Annotated in this window: 16 protein-coding genes; 7 read left to right on the top strand and 9 right to left on the bottom strand. The window is 70.2% G+C overall.

What is annotated here, in order from left to right; translation table 11 throughout:
* Window positions 1–77 precede the first annotated feature (77 nt).
* Both VQ03_RS19175 and VQ03_RS19170 read left to right on the top strand, forming a co-directional pair.
* On the top strand, window positions 78–1322 hold the full coding sequence (locus tag VQ03_RS19175) for a cysteine desulfurase (protein WP_048452498.1): 1245 nt from the start codon (window positions 78–80) through the stop codon (window positions 1320–1322).
* 10 nt (window positions 1323–1332) lie between these two features.
* Window positions 1333–1713 (top strand): SUF system Fe-S cluster assembly protein, encoded by a 381-nt coding sequence (locus tag VQ03_RS19170; RefSeq protein ID WP_048452497.1) that lies wholly within the window; start codon window positions 1333–1335, stop codon window positions 1711–1713.
* A gap of 6 nt (window positions 1714–1719) precedes the next feature.
* On the opposite strand, the gene VQ03_RS34690 is transcribed toward VQ03_RS19170, so the two are convergent.
* The gene (locus tag VQ03_RS34690) at window positions 1720–1890 is read right to left on the bottom strand and encodes a hypothetical protein (protein WP_245292138.1); all 171 of its coding nucleotides are present in this window, start codon (window positions 1888–1890) and stop codon (window positions 1720–1722) included.
* Window positions 1891–2104: 214 nt separating this feature from the next.
* Window positions 2105–2296, bottom strand: coding sequence for a hypothetical protein (locus VQ03_RS34685; protein ID WP_245292137.1), 192 nt, complete (start codon window positions 2294–2296; stop codon window positions 2105–2107).
* 125 nt (window positions 2297–2421) lie between these two features.
* On the opposite strand from VQ03_RS34685, the gene sufA reads away from it, so the two are divergent.
* Complete coding sequence (gene sufA, locus VQ03_RS19160) at window positions 2422–2802, top strand: Fe-S cluster assembly scaffold SufA (RefSeq protein WP_048452496.1); 381 nt, start codon at window positions 2422–2424, stop codon at window positions 2800–2802.
* 54 nt (window positions 2803–2856) lie between these two features.
* On the opposite strand, the gene VQ03_RS19155 is transcribed toward sufA, so the two are convergent.
* Window positions 2857–3921: a GGDEF domain-containing protein gene (locus VQ03_RS19155; RefSeq protein ID WP_048452495.1), complete on the bottom strand. Its 1065-nt coding sequence runs from the start codon at window positions 3919–3921 to the stop codon at window positions 2857–2859.
* Window positions 3922–4044: 123 nt separating this feature from the next.
* A complete protein-coding gene (locus VQ03_RS19150) occupies window positions 4045–5544 on the bottom strand; it encodes a DEAD/DEAH box helicase (RefSeq protein WP_048452494.1) in 1500 nt (499 codons plus the stop codon).
* A 715-nt stretch (window positions 5545–6259) separates the two neighbouring features.
* Here VQ03_RS19150 and VQ03_RS19145 point away from each other — a divergent pair.
* Window positions 6260–7150, top strand: a complete 891-nt coding sequence (locus VQ03_RS19145) for an outer membrane protein (RefSeq protein WP_048452493.1) — start codon at window positions 6260–6262, stop codon at window positions 7148–7150.
* A 230-nt stretch (window positions 7151–7380) separates the two neighbouring features.
* On the opposite strand, the gene VQ03_RS19140 is transcribed toward VQ03_RS19145, so the two are convergent.
* Window positions 7381–8028 (bottom strand): class I SAM-dependent methyltransferase, encoded by a 648-nt coding sequence (locus tag VQ03_RS19140; RefSeq protein ID WP_048452492.1) that lies wholly within the window; start codon window positions 8026–8028, stop codon window positions 7381–7383.
* Window positions 8028–9179: a glycosyltransferase family 4 protein gene (locus VQ03_RS19135; protein WP_048452491.1), complete on the bottom strand. Its 1152-nt coding sequence runs from the start codon at window positions 9177–9179 to the stop codon at window positions 8028–8030. The genes VQ03_RS19140 and VQ03_RS19135 overlap by 1 nt, the downstream gene beginning before the upstream one ends.
* Window positions 9180–9321: 142 nt before the next feature.
* On the opposite strand from VQ03_RS19135, the gene VQ03_RS19130 reads away from it, so the two are divergent.
* Entirely contained in the window at window positions 9322–10572 is a 1251-nt protein-coding gene (locus VQ03_RS19130) for a DNA topoisomerase IB (RefSeq protein ID WP_048452490.1), read from the top strand.
* Between the two features lie 56 nt (window positions 10573–10628).
* Here the strand turns inward: VQ03_RS19130 and VQ03_RS19125 are convergent, their stop codons facing one another.
* Together VQ03_RS19125 and VQ03_RS19120 are read right to left on the bottom strand one after the other, a co-directional pair.
* Window positions 10629–11288 carry a helix-turn-helix transcriptional regulator gene (locus tag VQ03_RS19125; RefSeq protein ID WP_048452489.1) on the bottom strand — a complete coding sequence of 220 codons (660 nt, stop codon included), beginning with the start codon at window positions 11286–11288 and terminating at the stop codon, window positions 10629–10631.
* Between the two features lie 304 nt (window positions 11289–11592).
* Window positions 11593–12495 (bottom strand): GGDEF domain-containing response regulator, encoded by a 903-nt coding sequence (locus VQ03_RS19120; RefSeq protein WP_048452488.1) that lies wholly within the window; start codon window positions 12493–12495, stop codon window positions 11593–11595.
* Window positions 12496–12600: 105 nt separating this feature from the next.
* Between VQ03_RS19120 and VQ03_RS19115 the strand changes: the two genes are divergently transcribed.
* Entirely contained in the window at window positions 12601–12927 is a 327-nt protein-coding gene (locus VQ03_RS19115) for a hypothetical protein (RefSeq protein WP_048452487.1), read from the top strand.
* Between the two features lie 4 nt (window positions 12928–12931).
* Here VQ03_RS19115 and VQ03_RS19110 read toward each other — a convergent pair whose 3' ends face one another.
* Window positions 12932–13756, bottom strand: coding sequence for an IclR family transcriptional regulator (locus VQ03_RS19110; protein ID WP_048452486.1), 825 nt, complete (start codon window positions 13754–13756; stop codon window positions 12932–12934).
* 227 nt (window positions 13757–13983) lie between these two features.
* Between VQ03_RS19110 and VQ03_RS19105 the strand changes: the two genes are divergently transcribed.
* Window positions 13984–15222 (top strand): branched-chain amino acid ABC transporter substrate-binding protein, encoded by a 1239-nt coding sequence (locus tag VQ03_RS19105; RefSeq protein WP_048452485.1) that lies wholly within the window; start codon window positions 13984–13986, stop codon window positions 15220–15222.
* Window positions 15223–15395 lie beyond the last annotated feature (173 nt).

Genomic DNA, 15395 nt, shown 5'->3' with positions numbered 1-15395 from the left:
GGCTCAGAAACGACCGGGCCGGCCTACGGGCCGGCCCCTCTCACGCCATGCAAGAGAGCCTGCCAAGAGAGCCCGACATGAACGCACCCGTCCTTCAGACCCCCTACGACGTCGAGGCGATCCGGGCGCAATTCCCGATCCTGTCGCAGCAGGTCTACGGCAAGCCGCTGGTCTATCTCGACAACGCCGCCTCGGCGCAGAAGCCGCGGGCGGTGATCGACGCCATGTCGGGGGCGATGGAGACGGCCTACGCCAACGTGCATCGCGGCCTGCACTTCATGGCGAATGCGGCAACGGAAGGCTTCGAGGGCGCCCGCGAGACGACGCGCCAATTCCTCAACGCCCGCTCCACCGACGAGATCATCTTCACCCGCAACGCCACCGAGGCCTACAATCTCGTGGCGACCTGCATGGGCTGGGCCGGGCTGATCGGCGAGGGTGACGAGATCATCCTGTCGATCATGGAGCACCATTCCAACATCGTGCCCTGGCACTTCCTGCGCGAGCGCCGCGGCGCCGTGCTGAAATTCGCCCCCGTCGACGACGAGGGCAACTTCCTGGTCGAGGAGTTCGAGAAGCTGTTCTCGCCCAGGACCAAGATGGTGGCGATCAGCCACATGTCGAACGTGCTCGGCACGATCACGCCGGCCGAGGAGATCGTCCGCATCGCCCACGAGCGCGGCGTGCCGGTGCTGCTCGACGGCGCCCAGAGCGCGGTGCACCAGGCGATCGACGTCCAGGCCCTCGATTGCGACTTCTTCGTTTTCACCGGCCACAAGGTCTACGGGCCGACCGGGATCGGCGTGCTCTACGGCAAGAAGGAGTGGCTGGAGCGCCTGCCCCCCTACCAGGGCGGCGGCGAGATGATCGAGATCGTCGAGGAGGAGCGCATCACCTACAACGCGCCCCCGCACCGCTTCGAGGCCGGCACCCCGGCGATCATTGAGGCGATCGGGCTCGGCGCGGCGCTCGAATTCATGATGAGCCTCGGTCGCGAGCGCATCGCCGCCCACGAGGCGCACCTGCTGACTTACGCGCAGGAGCGGCTGCGCGGCATGAACAGCCTGCGGATCATCGGCACCGCGAAGGACAAGGGCGCGGTGATCTCCTTCGAGATGAAGGGCGCGCATGCCCACGACGTCGCGACGGTGATCGACCGCCAGGGCGTCGCGGTGCGGGCCGGCACCCACTGCGCCATGCCGCTGCTCAAGCGCTTCGGCACCACTTCCACCTGTCGCGCCTCGTTCGGCCTGTATAATACGACGGCGGAGATCGACGCCCTTGTCGCGGCCCTGACCCGGGCCGAGCGGATGTTCGCGTGAGGAACCGCGCATGACTGACACACCAGCCGCCGTGAGCGGCGCGAATTCCCCGCAGGTGAGCGCCTCGGCGATCCCGCCGGAGGAACTGGACCGGCTGACCGACGGCATCGTGGCGGCGCTGAAATCCGTCTACGATCCCGAGATCCCGGCCGATATCTACGAGCTCGGCCTGATCTACCGCGTCGACATCGCCGACGACCGCACCGTCGCCATCGACATGACCCTGACCGCGCCGGGCTGCCCGGTGGCCGGCGAGATGCCCGGCTGGGTCGAGAACGCCGTCTCGGCGGTGCCGGGCGTCGCCGGGTGCAGCGTCACCATGGTGTTCGACCCGCCGTGGGACCAGAGCCGGATGTCCGACGAGGCCCGCATCGCCCTCGACATGTGGTGATCCGGATCAACGCATCGCGTCGGTGATGCGGGTTGGGACGGTGAGACCGTCGTAGGTTTCGGCGAGCCCCGGCCGCGCGCCGAGCTCCGGCAGATCAATCACTGCGTCCAGGCCCTCGAACAGCTCCGGCTGCCAGCCCTCCGCCTCGCGGCGGTAGAGGAGGGCGACCGGCGCCACGGTCTCGAGGAGCAGGATGGCGCTTGTACTCCTCCAGCTTCACCGTCCGGTCGACGGCGGTCGTGGAGGGGGCGGCGACCTCGACGACGAGGCGCGGTTCGCTGGCCTCGTGGGTGTCGTAGACCATCTCGCCGTACTCGACCGTGACGTGGGGCCGGCGGATCGTGGTGATGCTGGTCCGCAGCGACACGTCGCCGGTCGTCGGCCGGCAGCGCTAGCCGCGAAGCTGATCGCCCGACGTGATGATGACGTTCACCGTCACCCGGTCATGCTGCACGCTGACCCCGGTCATCATCCGGTGCTGCGGAACCGGAATGCCGTCGACGCGTGCGGACGGCTCCTCCTGTCCCTCCTGCCAGCGAAAGAACTCCTCCGGCGTCATTCGCCGGCGCGCTGCATCCGCCATCGTCGCCTCCCATCCCATCACGGCCTGCGGTGGACCGCGGGCCATGGGATGCTTATCTTCCGAGACGTAACCTCACGCCTCAACCGCCCGGGCCTTGAACCCGGCCGTCGGAGAGAGTTTTGACAATGGCACCGAGCTTCAAGGTGATGTCGCTGACGGACGCCGCCGCCGAGCGGATCAAGGGCATCATGGCCGACGCCGAGCGCCCCATCGCGGGCCTGCGCGTCGGGGTCAAGAACGGCGGCTGCGCCGGGATGAGCTACACGATGGAATATGCCGAGGAGCGCAAGCCCGGCGAGGACATGATCGAGGACAAGGGCGTCCGCGTCTTCATCGATCCGAAGGCGGTGCTGTTCCTACTCGGTACCGAGATGGACTTCCAGACCACGAAGCTCGCGTCGCAATTCGTGTTCAACAATCCCAACCAGACCTCGGCCTGCGGCTGCGGCGAATCGGTCGCGATCACGCCCGCCGACCCGAACGCCCTGGCCGCCGCCCACGCCTGAGGACAGGTCGGCACTCCGGCGGGCGCCGGAGCGCGGCCCCCGCGGGGAGGGGGATCAGGCGACGTCGTTCATGGTCTCGACCGGAACGGCGTCGTCGATCACCCGGTTGCGGCCCGACCTCTTGGCCGTGAACATGCAGTGATCGGCCCGCTCCAGCAGCGACACCGCGGTGTCGCCGCGCCGGTAGACCGCGACGCCGACCGAGATGGTGATCCGCCCGAGGCTCTCGCCGGTCGAGCGCTTGACCAGCTCGCGGCCCATCACGCTGGTGCGAACCTTCTCGGCCACCTCCCGCGCATCGAGCCGGTCGCTGTCCGGCAGGATGATCCCGAATTCTTCGCCGCCGAACCGCGCGATGGTGGTCCGCGTCTCGACGCACTCGCGCATGGTCATCGCCACCAGGCGCAGCACCTGGTCGCCGGTGAGGTGGCCGTAGAGGTCGTTGAAGCGCTTGAAGTGGTCGATGTCGAGCACGATCAGGCAGACCGGCTGGCCCTGCACCGCGGCGTGGTCGACGGCCTTGCGCAGCATCTCCTCGAAATGCTTGCGGTTGCCGATGCCGGTGAGCGGATCGGTCAGGGACTCGACGCGCACCGCCTCGAGGGTCTCGCGCAGGGTCTCGATCTCGTTGCGGCTCTCGCGCATCCGCGCCTCGAGGGTGCGGTTGTTGGCGGCGACGTCCCGGGTGGTGACGACGAGCGAGGAGACGATCTCCCGCACCCGGGCCCGGTTCACGGCCGGGGCGGCGAGGTCCTGGCTGAAGGCCTGCAGCGAGGCGCCGTAGCGCGCCGTGGAGCCGAGTGCCGCGTCGAGCATCTCCATGATCTGCTCGATCTCGGCCAGCACCCCGGTGCTCGCCCGCTCGGTCTCGGTCGAGAGCCGGCGGCCGTCGAGATAGGTCTCGAAGAGCTGGTCGATGGTCTTGTCGGCGAGCACCCCGCGCTCGGCGGTGACCCGCTTCACGGCCTCGTTGAGCTGCGGGTTCAAGCCGGCGACGTAGGTGTACCAGACGGCGTAGCTGCGCGGCGTCGCCGGCGAGCTGTACGCCTTCATCAGCTCCATCGCCCGCTGACCGAACAGGAAGCTCCGATCAAGCTCGGCGCTGCTCAGGTCAGGCATCGAACGTCTCCGCGCTGGGCGCCGGCTTCGTGCCGGCGCCTCCCCCCGACTTGTAGGGTCGGTCCGTGGAGAAGCAGTTAAAGCGTGCGCGCAAGAGTCCCGGGCACGTGAGAAATATAGCGTCTACTCGCTCTCTTTGCGCTTTTTCAGTACAACCGGCCGTAGCAGGAACGCGGGAACGTGAGCGCCCATGCCGATCTCGGCCTCGGGCATCGCGTCGTCGTCGCGATGGCGGCCCCGGTCGTTGCGCCGGCCGGGCGAAGCCCGCTCGTCCTGCACAGGGCGCCGCTCCTCCTGAGGCCGGGGCGCCTCGCCGTTGCGGCGCGGCGGGGCCGCGGCCTCGTCGGGCCGGGGACCGCGGGCGCGGCGGCGGCGGGTCTCGTCCCGGCGTCCGTCATCCCGGCGCGGTTCCTCGCGGCGTCCCTCGTCGCGACGGCCGCGGCCGCCCCGGCTACGACGCTCGCCCGGTTCACCGGCCTCGTCCTCGGGCAGGCTGGCGAGATCGCCCTCCGCCCAGGCGATCGGCTGGCCGATCAGCGTCTCGATCGCGGCGAGCGACTTCTCGTCGCCCCGGCCGACCAGGGTGAAGGCGGCGCCGGCACGGCCCGCCCGGCCGGTGCGGCCGATCCGGTGGACGTAATCCTCGGCGTGGTGCGGTACGTCGAAATTGAAGACGTGGCTCACCGCCGGGATGTCGAGGCCGCGGGCGGCCACGTCGCTGGCCACGAGCAGCGGCACCTCGCCGGAGCGGAACGCGTCGAGCGCCGCCATGCGGGCGCGCTGGTCCATGTCGCCGTGCAGGGCCGCGACGTTGAAGCCGTGGTTCGACAGCGACTTCTGCAGCTGCGCGACGTCGCGCTTGCGGTTGCAGAAGATGATGCCGTTGTTCAGCTCCTCGGCGGCGCGGATCAGCTTGCGCAGGACCTTGCGCTTCTGGTGCCCCTCGGGGCCCGTCGCGACCAGGCGCTGGGTGATGGTGCTGGCCGTCGAGGCCGGGCGGGCCACCTCGATGCGGACCGGATTGTGCAGGAAGTCGTCGGCGAGGCGCTGGATCTCCGGCGGCATCGTCGCCGAGAAGAACAGCGTCTGGCGCGTGAACGGCACCAGCTTCACGATCCGCTCGATATCGGGGATGAACCCCATGTCGAGCATCCGGTCGGCCTCGTCGATGACCAGCAGCTCGACGCCGTTGAGCAGCAGCTTGCCGCGCTCGAAATGGTCGAGGAGCCGCCCGGGGGTCGCGATCAGCACGTCGACGCCGCGGGTGATCTTGAGGTCCTGGTCGGCGAACGAGACGCCGCCGATCAGAAGCGCCACGTTGAGCTTGTGGTTGGTGCCGTAGCGCTCGAAGTTCTCGACGACCTGCGCGGCGAGCTCGCGAGTTGGTTCGAGCACGAGCGTGCGCGGCATCCGCGCCCGGGCTCGGCCCTGTTCGAGCATCGTGAGCATCGGCAGCGTGAACGCCGCCGTCTTGCCGGTGCCGGTCTGGGCGACGCCCAGGACGTCGCGGCGCGCGAGCACGTGTGGAATGGCTTGGGCTTGGATCGGGGTCGGCGTGGTGTAGCCCGCAGCCTCGACGGCCTGCTGGACCTTCTCGCTTAAACCCAGTTCGGCGAATGACATCCTGAAGAGAACCGTTGCGCGCGGGCGGATCGGGCCGGCGCGTAAGACACCGTCGCGGCAACGGCCGGGATGCAAAGTCGCTTCGTAGCCTGTCCCGCGCCGGAAGCGCCGAGGTGGGACGTTCACGCCATTGCTCCGTCGCGTCGGGCACGCGACCGCCCGCAGGACACGCCCGATGCGGGTCCATTTGTCAAGGGCTGACCGTGATTTGTCGGTGAGCAAGGGGGCGCGCGTCCCGGTCGGGCGGGGCCGCTCCTCCGCGGTCTGAGGCCGGGCCGGCGATCGATCCGGTCGTCGCGGCCGAGGCCGTGCGCCGCTGTGAGGCGACCGCCTCGGGGGAGGGGCCCGTCTCGGGCTTGCGCGAGTCGAGGGAGTGCGTCGCAGCCAGGCCTGCCGCAACGACGCCCGGCGCCATTCTCCCGCTGTGCCGGATCAGGAACGAGGTGCACCGGAGCGGAGAAAGTGGCGCGGGCCCATCCACGAAAGCCTCCATTGCGGTTCCTCAGCGGAGTCGTCCCGGAGGGAGGCCGGCGCATCATGGTTAATGCCAGGTCGCCATCCTCGCTCGATTTTTCGCGTCCGTGGTCGCCGGTGATTCACGTTTCGTTGACGGGTGGGGGGGTAAACCCTGTCCTCGTTGCAGGAATGCGACAGACCGGGTGACCGACCGGGGATAGAAGCGCGCCGGCTCTCGCCAATCAGGACCAGCAAGACAATGAAGAAGATCCTCCTCGCCTCCGTGGCCCTCGTCGGCCTGTCCGCGGCTGCCTCGGCCGCCGACCTGCCGCGCCGCGTGGCCCCGCCGCCGGTGTTCACGCCGGTTCCGGTCTTCACCTGGACGGGCTTCTACGCCGGTTTCAACGCTGGCTACGGCTTCAACACCGCTGAGAACCGCGGCGCGACCGTCGTCGGCATCGACAACCGCACCGGCCTGATCGGCGCCGGTCCGGGCGGCGTCCCGGGCACGGGCGTCCTCGCCTTCGGCAACCGCAACAGCACCGACGGCTTCGTCGGCGGCGGCCAGATCGGCTACAACTACCAGTTCACCCCGGGCTCGGGCATCGTCGTCGGCATCGAGGCCGACGCCCAGTACGCCGATTTCGGCCGTGACCGGAACCGGTTCTCGTATGTCGGCACCGTGCCGTGCTGCGCTGCCCAGTCGGTGTTCAACCCGACCGGCGTCTCGGGCCTCGACTTCTTCGGCACCGTCCGTGGCCGTCTCGGCTACGCCTGGGACCGCACCCTCGTGTACGCCACCGGCGGTTTCGCCTACGGCGCCGGCGGCGGTCGCGATTTCGGCCTGCCGAACCGCTCTTCCGACGACTTCCAGACCGGCTGGACCGTCGGCGGCGGCGTCGAGTACGCCCTGCCCACCGACTCGTTCCTGAACTTCTTCCGTTCGAACGCCGTGACCGTGAAGGTCGAGGGCCTCTACGTGAACATGGACCGCGGTGGTCTGGGCGGCGCCTTCGCCGTCAACAACGCCGGCACCCTGATCACCACGGCGTCGCCGGGCGTGGTCGTGGTCAGCGGCGCCCAGAGCCGTCGCGAGAGCGAGTTCGCGGTGGTCCGCGCCGGCCTGAACTATAAGTTCAACGGCTTCTAGTCTCGACCATCCGCCCTTACGGCGGAGCGGAGCCCGGCCTCACGGCCGGGCTTTTTGCGTTGAACACCGACAGCTTAAGACGCTGAACCATCGACGCCGATCCATCTCGATCGTCGATGCCAAGCCCAGACCTCCAGGCCCTGGACATTCGGGGCCCGGCGAAAATTCAAGACCGGAACCGAGGGGCGTTGTCGTTCGACCGTTGGCTGAGACCCGCGAGGTCGATGTGCTCACCCCCGGAACCGCCACACCCCCGTCCGCTTGATCTCGGCATCCTCCAGCGCCCGGGTCACCGGCACCTCATAGGTTGCGAGGGTCTCCAGCCGGTCCTTCGGCAGGTAGGCCCGGCCGGGATCGCCGAGCAGCACCCGGGCGCCGCGGGCGTGGAGGCCGGCGAGCCAGTCGCCGACCCGTCCGGCGAGGTCGCGTTCGTAGAAGATGTCCGCGGCGAGCACGCAATCCCAGCCCTCGTCGCGGCCGATCAGGTCGGCGGCTTGCGCGACGATGCGATCGGCGACGCCGTTCTCGGCGGCGTTGAGGCCGATCGCCGCCAGCGCGAAGGGATCGAGGTCGCTCGCCTCGACGGATCGCGCGCCCGCCATCGCCGCCGCGATGGCGACGAGGCCGGAGCCGGAGGCGAAATCGAGCACCCGCGCACCGGCGACCGTCTCGGGATGGTTCGTCACGTAGGCCGCGAGCGCCTGGCCGCCGGCCCAGGCGAAGGCCCAGAAGGGCGGCGGCAGGCCGATCTCGCCCAGTTCCTCCTCGGTGCGGCCCCACAATTCCGTCGCCTCGTCGGCGACGTGCAGGCGGATCGCCGGGGCATGCGGCACCGGCCGGAGCGCCGTATGGGCGCGAATGAAGGCGATCGCGTCCATCAGGCAAGCTCCGCGTAGAGCCGCAGGACGCGGTCGGTCACCGCCGCCTCGGTGAAGCCGCCCTCCCGCACCCGGGCGCGGGCCGCCGCCCCCATCCGGGCGACGAGGGCGGGGTCGGCGGCGAGCCGCACCATCGCGGCGGCCAGCGCCTTGGGATCGTCCGGCGGCACGACCAGCCCCTCGATCCCGTCCCGCACCAGGGTCCGGCAGCCCGGAACGTCGGTGGTGAGGATCGCCCGGCCGCTGGCGGCGGCTTCGAGCAAGGCCCGCGGCAGCCCCTCGCCCCCCCGCGAGGGCAGGCAGGCGACGTGGGCCCGGGCCAGCGCCCCGGCGACGTCGTCGGTGGGACCGTGCCAGGTGACGCCGTCCCGCGACCAGTCCCGCAGGGTGGCCTCGGGAATTGCGCGGCGGTTCGAGGGGTCGGGGGCACCGTGGAGCGCCAGGTCCAGGTCGACACCGTCATTCTGCGCGAGGCGGGCCGCCGCCACCGCGGTATCGATCCCTTTCGACCACAGCATCCGGGCGGTCAGCGCGATCCTCAGGGGGGGCTGCGGTGGCAGGGGGGAGGGCACCCACGCCTCCGGGTCGATGCCGGCGCCGCCGACGATCGCGACGCGAGGGCTCTCCGGGTCGAGGCCGAGCAGCCTGACGTCGTCCGGGTTCTCGAACAGGTAGCGGGTGCGGGCGGTCTCGAGCGGGCCGCGGATCAGGAGGCGGAGGCCGGTGCGGGCGAGGCGCCCGGCCCGGTCCTGCCGGGCGCCGATCAGCCCGAGGCCGGTCAGCGCGTAGACCCGCGACGGGATGCCGGCGAGCATCGCCGCCGCTCCGCCGACCAGGATGCCGCGCAGCGCGACGCAATGGACGATGTCGGCCCTCAAGGCCTTCAGGATCGCCGCGAGCTGGCCGGCGGCATAGCCCGCCGCCATCGGGTTGAGGCTCGACCGCTCGGCTTCCAGCGCCACCACCCGGGCGCCGGTCGCCACGATGACGTCCCGATGCGCCCGCACGCGGGTGACGACCGAGACGGTGTGGCCGGCCGCCACGGCGGCGCGCGCCATCGGCAGGAAATGCGAGGCGAAGAACCAATCCTCGGTGACCACGAAGGCGACATGCGCCCCCTTCTCCGCTCCGCCGTCGTCCCGTGGCTGCACCGGTCTCTCCCGCTCGTCGAGAGCCCTCCCTACAGCCTGCCGCCGCGCGGGGAAACGGCGCCGCCATACCCCATGCCGGTAGGAACCGGCGGGGCCGCGCGCCGGTTGAGTCCGACCTGAGCACCGTGAGGTCGTGAAGCCCATGCTGTCGGATCCCGAGATGGCGGCCTCTCCCGCCGAGGATCGCGTCGACACCCGCGACGCCGCCCGCGAGGCGGGCCTTGCTTACGTCAGCGACGAGGAGCCCGGCTATCGCCGCAAGCGCAACGGGCGCGGCTTCGCCTATGTCGATCCCGAGGGCGCACGGGTGCGGGACGCGGCGGCGCTGGCGCGGATCAAGGCCCTGGCGATCCCGCCGGCCTATACCGACGTCTGGATCTGCCGCCACGCCAACGGCCATATCCAGGCTACGGGGCGCGACGCCCGCGGCCGCAAGCAGTACCGCTACCACCCGGATTTCCGCCAGGCCCGGGAGAGCACCAAGTTCGCCCACATGATGACCTTCGCGGAGGTGCTGCCGGGCATCCGCAGGACGGTGCAGGAGCATATGGGCCGGCGCGGCTTGCCCCGCGAGAAGGTGCTCGCCACGGTGGTTCACCTGCTCGAGACCACCCTGATCCGGGTCGGCAACGACGACTACGCCAAGCAGAACAAGAGCTACGGCCTCACCACCCTGCGCGACCCGCATGTCAAGGTCGAGGGGAGGGAACTCAAGTTTCGTTTCAAGGGTAAGAGCAACAAGGTCTGGGAGCTGGCGGTCCACGACCGGCGGGTGGCCAAGATCGTCAAGGCCTGCCAGGACCTGCCGGGACAGGAGCTGTTCCAGTACCTCGACGAGGACGGGGTGCAGCGGGACGTGACCTCGGCCGACGTGAACGCGTATCTCCGCGAGATCACCGGGCGCGACATCACCGCCAAGGATTTTCGGACCTGGTCCGGCACGGTGCTGGCCGCCATGGCCCTGCGCGAGTTCGAATCCTTCGACACCCAGGCGGTGGCCAAGCGCAACGTGCGCGCGGCGATCGAGCGGGTGGCCGAGCGGCTCGGCAACACGCCGACGATCTGCCGCAAGTGCTACGTCCACCCGGAGATCCTGGGCTGCTACCTCGAAGGCGAGCTGCTGCTCCAGGTCAAGGACGAGGTCCAGGCGGCGCTCCGCGACGAGATCGGGTCCCTGCGGCCCGAGGAGACGGCGGTGCTCGGCCTGCTCCAGGGCCGCCTCGCCCGGGCGGAGCGGGAGGCGAAGACCGGAGCGGGGAAGGCGCGCCCGAAGGGCCGTTCCAAGGGTTCTTCGAAGAGCCCTTCCAAGACGGTCACGGAGCCGGGCAAGGGACGCTCGGTCAAGGGCGGCCCGTCACGGTCCGGCAAGGCAGCGTCTCGCAAGGCCGCCTGATCCGGCCGGCACGGTGATGGCGGTCGCTTCAGGACCGCCCGATCCCGCGCCGCCCCTCAATGGGAGGCGGCGCGGTGCGCCTCGTGGTCGATGCGCCGCAGGGGCCGGGCTTCGCCTTCCAGCACCGGCGCCAGGCCGATCTGCCGGGCGAGCTGCACCAGGTCCTTGAGCCGGCCGGTCTTGGTCTTGCGGCGCAGGTTGAGCCGGTGGGTCTCGACGGTGCGCACGCTCACCGTGAGGCGGCGCGCCACCTCCTTGTTGCTGAAGCCGGCGCTGAGGAAGCGCAGCACCTCCGCCTCCCGCGGGGTGAGCCCCAGGCTCTCGGCCACCGCCTCGGGGGCCGCAACCTCCGTCTCGTCGTCGTGCAGCGGCAAGTCGTGGGCGAGCGCCAGGATCGTCGCGCAGATGTCGTGCGGAGCAGCGCAGCGCGCCACGAAGGCGTCGGCTCCGGCCGCCGCGAACCGGCCGATCTCCGCCGCGCCGGCGGCCTGGAACGCCACCAGGATCCGGGCTTCCGGCGCCCGCTCGCGCAGGGCGGCCACCGCCTCCGGCCCGTATTCGGGTGCGAAGGCCAGGACGACGCAAGCCGTGCCCGGTTCCTGCAGGTCGTCCTCGTCCACCGTCCGCAAGGCCGGGCTGTGTTCCAGCGTCGCCCGGAAGGCGGCGCCCAGATCGGACGGCTCGTTGATGATCAGAACCCTGACGGCGTCACTCATGCGGCTTCCCTCCGTCCCAGCGCGATACAGGCGCGGTGCCTACGGAGAAGACTGATCAAGCCCCGTTCCACATCGGCGGAGGGAGAGCCGCCCCGGCGCGATCCCGCGGCGGCGGAACGGCACGTCCGAAGGGGAGGAATGCCTAGGTAGACCGACTCCGCGGCGGGATGTCGCAGCATCGGGATCCGGGCGGGGCCGGGACGGGAGGAGACCGGCCCCGCCCTTCCGCATCACTTTGGAACGCGGGCCTCGGTATTTTCCCGCATTGGGTCAGGCCGGACCGGCGGAGCGGGACGCGTGGGGCTCACCCCGCCCGCGCCAGGATCAGGTCGGTGGCCGCCGACACGACCCGGTTGCGCCCGGTGCTCTTGGCCTCGTAGAGGGCGATGTCGGCGCGCTTGAGCAGGCCGCCCACGGTCTCGCCTTCCGACCAGGCGCTGACACCGAAGCTCGCGGTGAGCTGCACCGGGCCGCGCTGGCCCTTGAAGCGCAGCTGGGTGCAGCGCAGCCGCAGGCGGCCGGCGGCGGCCTCGGCCTCCTCCAGGGTGCGTCCGGGAAGCGCGAGGGCGAATTCCTCGCCGCCGAGGCGCCCGGCGATGCCGCCGGCCTCCGTCAGCAGCTCCGCGGCGACGCCCCGGATCGCCGTGTCGCCGACATCGTGGCCGTGCTGGTCGTTGATGGCCTTGAAGTGGTCGATGTCGACCAGGATCATCGACAGCCGGCCATGGGCGCCGGCCCGGCCGGCGACATCGCCGACCCGCTGCAGGAAGGCGCGGCGGTTGAGGAGCCCGGTCAGCGCGTCGGCCTCGGCCAGCCGGATCAGCTCGCGCTGCATCCCGGTCATGCGCTCGGCCGCCCGCAGGCGGGCGTAGAGCTCTTCCGGGCCCGGCGGCTTGTCGATGAAGTCGTCCGAGCCGCTGTCCAGCGCCTCCGCGAGATTGCGGGCGTTGCGGGCCGAGGACATGGTGATGATGTAGAGCGGCCGGTGCGCGTCCGCGAGCAGCCGGGCCGACCAGCACAGCTCCAGGCCTCCGAGGGGGCGGACCTCGAGGCTGGTGATCAGGGCGGTCACCGACGCGTTGTCGGTGATGAAATCGAGCGCTTCGCGCGAATCCGTGAACGTATCCACGGTATGGCCGCGGGGCGTCAGGAGCCCGCTGATGACCTTGAGCACCACCCGGCTCGGATCGACGACGACGATGTGCATGGCGCCCTCAGGCGGGAGGACCCACTCCCGCTTCCCGCGACGAGGTTGCGCGCGAAGGTTTAACGTCCTCTCAAGACATCGGGCACAAGTGCCGGGCTGACGGTGATGCCGGGAAAGACTGTCCCGACCACGCCGGACGGGCGCTACATCGTGGTGCGCGGGCGGCTGTGGCGCCGCTCCGATCCGGGCCTGCCGGCGGAGCGGCGCGAAGCCCTGGTGCGGGAGTTGATGCGGGCCCGCCGCGCGGTGCGCGACGCGAAAGGGGAGGGCGGCGCGGCCCTGGCGAGGGCGCGCGCGGCGGTCGATGCGGCCAAGCACGGCCTCGGCGAGCGCGGCCCGCCCTGGTGGACGGACGGGGCGCCGGACTATACCCGGCACCTCGCCCGCAACACGCCCTACGCGGCGTGGTTCGCGGGCCTGGACGAGGGATGATCCGTCAGTCGACGATCCCGAGCGCCCGCATGCGCTCGATCGTCTCCATCAGCTTCGGGCCGGTTTCCTGGCGCAGGACCTCCTCGGTGAGCAGGAAGGCCGGGCCGCTGATGTTGAGGGCGAACTGGCCCCGCCCGCCGGGGGCCTGGATCGGGGCCGCGACGGCGTTGATGTCCTGGTGCCAGATTCCGATGCCGACGCAGAAGCCGTGCTCGGCGATTTCGGCGGCGCAGCGGCGATAGGTCTGCTCCAGCCGCCCCGCATCGGCGCCGTCGCGGCGCAGCCGGGCCATGAGCGCGGTCCGCTCCGCCTCGTCGAGGCTCGACAGCGTCGCCATGCCCATGGCGCTGCGGGCGAGGGGCAGGCGATAGCCCACCTCGCTCGACAGCACGATGCGCTGGCCCTGGCCGCGCCAGAGCTGGACGTAGACGCTCGACAGCCCGTCGAGGAGGCCGAGCGCCACATGCGCCTGCACCGCCGTGGCGAGGTCCTGCAGGAAGGGCTTCACCATCTGCGGGAAGGAGTTCTGGCGCAGGAAGGCGGCGCTCAGGGCCAGCACCGCGGGACCGAGGCCGTAGCGCTCGCCCTCCGGGTCGTGCACCAGGTAGCCGAGGGAGAGGAGCGTATGGGTCAGGCGTGAGACGGTGGGCTTGGGCAGGCCGGTGCGGGATGCGATCTCGCGGTTGCCCAGCATCTCCGCCGCGTCCCGGAAGGCGCGCAGGACCTGGAGGCCGCGGGCGAGCGCGGTGACGAATTGACGGTCGCCGTCCTCCGCTTCCGCGGGATCCTGCCTGATCGCGCCGGCATGCGCCGCCATCGCCTGTGCCATGCTGCCGCCTCCCCCCAGCGCCTCTGTTTCCGGCGCTTGTCCCAGGCCGCCATAAGGTGACGATCCGGCGCCGGCTCGGCAACATGTTTCGCGATGCGGATCGTCATTTCGCGTCTTGACCGGTCCCGGACGGGGAGGCAGTGTCAGGTCAACGGGGCCAGGACCCCCGGCGACGCCGAACGCGGCGCGCCAGCAAGAATTCGGGAACGCCATCCCAGGAGGACGCCTTGGTCAAGACCCTCGCGCGCATCACGGCTGCCGGCCTCGTGGCTTTGGCCGCCTCGACCGCGCTCGCCGCGCCGATGAGCCTGAAGATCGCCTTCGTCGATCCCCTCTCCGGCGGCGGGGCCAGCACCGGCGAAGCCGGGCTGAAGACCTTCCAGTTCATGGCCGAGCAGCTCAACGCCAAGAACCCGGACCTGAAGCTCGAGGTGACGGGCTACGACAACAAGCTCAACCCGCAGGAGAGCCTGGTCCAGCTTCAGAAGGCGATCGATTCCGGCGCCCGCGTGGTGGTGCAGGGCAACGGCTCCTCGGTCGGCGCCGCGCTGATCGATTTCGTCGGCAAGTACAACGACCGCAATCCCGGCAAGGAGATCCTGTACCTCAACTATGCTGCAGTCGATCCGGCGCTGACCAACGCCAAGTGCAATTACTGGCACTTCCGGTTCGACGCCAATTCCGACATCAAGATGGCGGCCTTGACCAACTACATCAAGGGCAAGCCGGAGATCAAAAAGGTCTACCTGATCAACCAGGACTACTCGCACGGCCAGGCGGTGCGCGCGGCGGCCCGGGCGATGCTGAAGGAGAAGCGGCCCGATATCCAGATCGTCGGCGACGAGGTGGCGCCGCTGCAGAAGGTCAACGACTTCTCGCCCTACATCGCCAAGATCAAGGCCTCCGGCGCCGATACGGTGATCACCGGCAACTGGGCGCAGGACATGGCGCTGCTGCTGAAGGCCGCCGGCGATGCGGGGCTCCAGGCGCATTTCTACACCTATTACGGCGGCGGCAGCGGCGGGCCGACGGCGATCAAGCAGGCCAACCTCCCCGATCGGGTGTTCCAGATCTCCGAGGGCTACGCCAACATCGACTACAAGGCCGGCCACGACTTCGAGACCGCGTTCCGCGCCAAGACCGGCCAGGAACTGACCTATCCGCGCGTCGTCAACCTGATGAACGTCCTGGCGAAGGCGACGCTTGCCGCCAAGTCCACCGATCCGAAGGCCATCGCCAAGGCGATGGATGCGATCCACAACGACACGCTCTACGGCAAGGACAGCTTCATCCGGCCGGACGACCACCAGATCTTCCAGCCCATCTACATCTCGCGCTTCGGCCCGGTCGATACGTCGAAGGTCCTCGACAGCGAGAATACCGGCTGGGGCTGGACCGGTGACGGCGTGGTCGAGGCCAAGGACACCCTGCTGCCCACCACCTGCAAGATGGACCGGCCGAGCTGAGGCGGGGAGGCCGGCACCCCGATCCGGCGGGGGCCGCACATAGGTCAAGCTTCTGGGTCAAGCTTTCCCACTCCACACCCTCATCCTGAGGTGCCGCTGCTTGCAGCAGCCTTGAAGGAGGGCTCCGGGAATCTCGGAGTCTTCACCGGCTTCGCCGTCCGATGCGGATGAAA

The organism is Methylobacterium tarhaniae (assembly GCF_001043955.1).
GTDB lineage: Bacteria > Pseudomonadota > Alphaproteobacteria > Rhizobiales > Beijerinckiaceae > Methylobacterium > Methylobacterium tarhaniae.
The sequence above is the reverse complement of the archived record's forward strand: the minus strand, read 5'-3'. Positions and strand labels throughout refer to the sequence as shown.

Excerpts from the sequence above, each read along its gene's own strand:
- VQ03_RS19175 (WP_048452498.1), top strand. The coding sequence starts at position 78 with ATGAACGCACCCGTCCTTCAGACCCCCTACGACGTCGAGGCGATCCGG.
- VQ03_RS19170 (WP_048452497.1), top strand. The coding sequence starts at position 1,333 with ATGACTGACACACCAGCCGCCGTGAGCGGCGCGAATTCCCCGCAGGTG.
- VQ03_RS34685 (WP_245292137.1), bottom strand. The coding sequence starts at position 2,296 with ATGGCGGATGCAGCGCGCCGGCGAATGACGCCGGAGGAGTTCTTTCGC.
- sufA (WP_048452496.1), top strand. The coding sequence starts at position 2,422 with ATGGCACCGAGCTTCAAGGTGATGTCGCTGACGGACGCCGCCGCCGAG.
- VQ03_RS19155 (WP_048452495.1), bottom strand. The coding sequence starts at position 3,921 with ATGCCTGACCTGAGCAGCGCCGAGCTTGATCGGAGCTTCCTGTTCGGT.
- VQ03_RS19150 (WP_048452494.1), bottom strand. The coding sequence starts at position 5,544 with ATGTCATTCGCCGAACTGGGTTTAAGCGAGAAGGTCCAGCAGGCCGTC.
- VQ03_RS19145 (WP_048452493.1), top strand. The coding sequence starts at position 6,260 with ATGAAGAAGATCCTCCTCGCCTCCGTGGCCCTCGTCGGCCTGTCCGCG.
- VQ03_RS19140 (WP_048452492.1), bottom strand. The coding sequence starts at position 8,028 with ATGGACGCGATCGCCTTCATTCGCGCCCATACGGCGCTCCGGCCGGTG.
- VQ03_RS19130 (WP_048452490.1), top strand. The coding sequence starts at position 9,322 with ATGCTGTCGGATCCCGAGATGGCGGCCTCTCCCGCCGAGGATCGCGTC.
- VQ03_RS19125 (WP_048452489.1), bottom strand. The coding sequence starts at position 11,288 with ATGAGTGACGCCGTCAGGGTTCTGATCATCAACGAGCCGTCCGATCTG.
- VQ03_RS19120 (WP_048452488.1), bottom strand. The coding sequence starts at position 12,495 with ATGCACATCGTCGTCGTCGATCCGAGCCGGGTGGTGCTCAAGGTCATC.
- VQ03_RS19115 (WP_048452487.1), top strand. The coding sequence starts at position 12,601 with ATGCCGGGAAAGACTGTCCCGACCACGCCGGACGGGCGCTACATCGTG.
- VQ03_RS19110 (WP_048452486.1), bottom strand. The coding sequence starts at position 13,756 with ATGGCACAGGCGATGGCGGCGCATGCCGGCGCGATCAGGCAGGATCCC.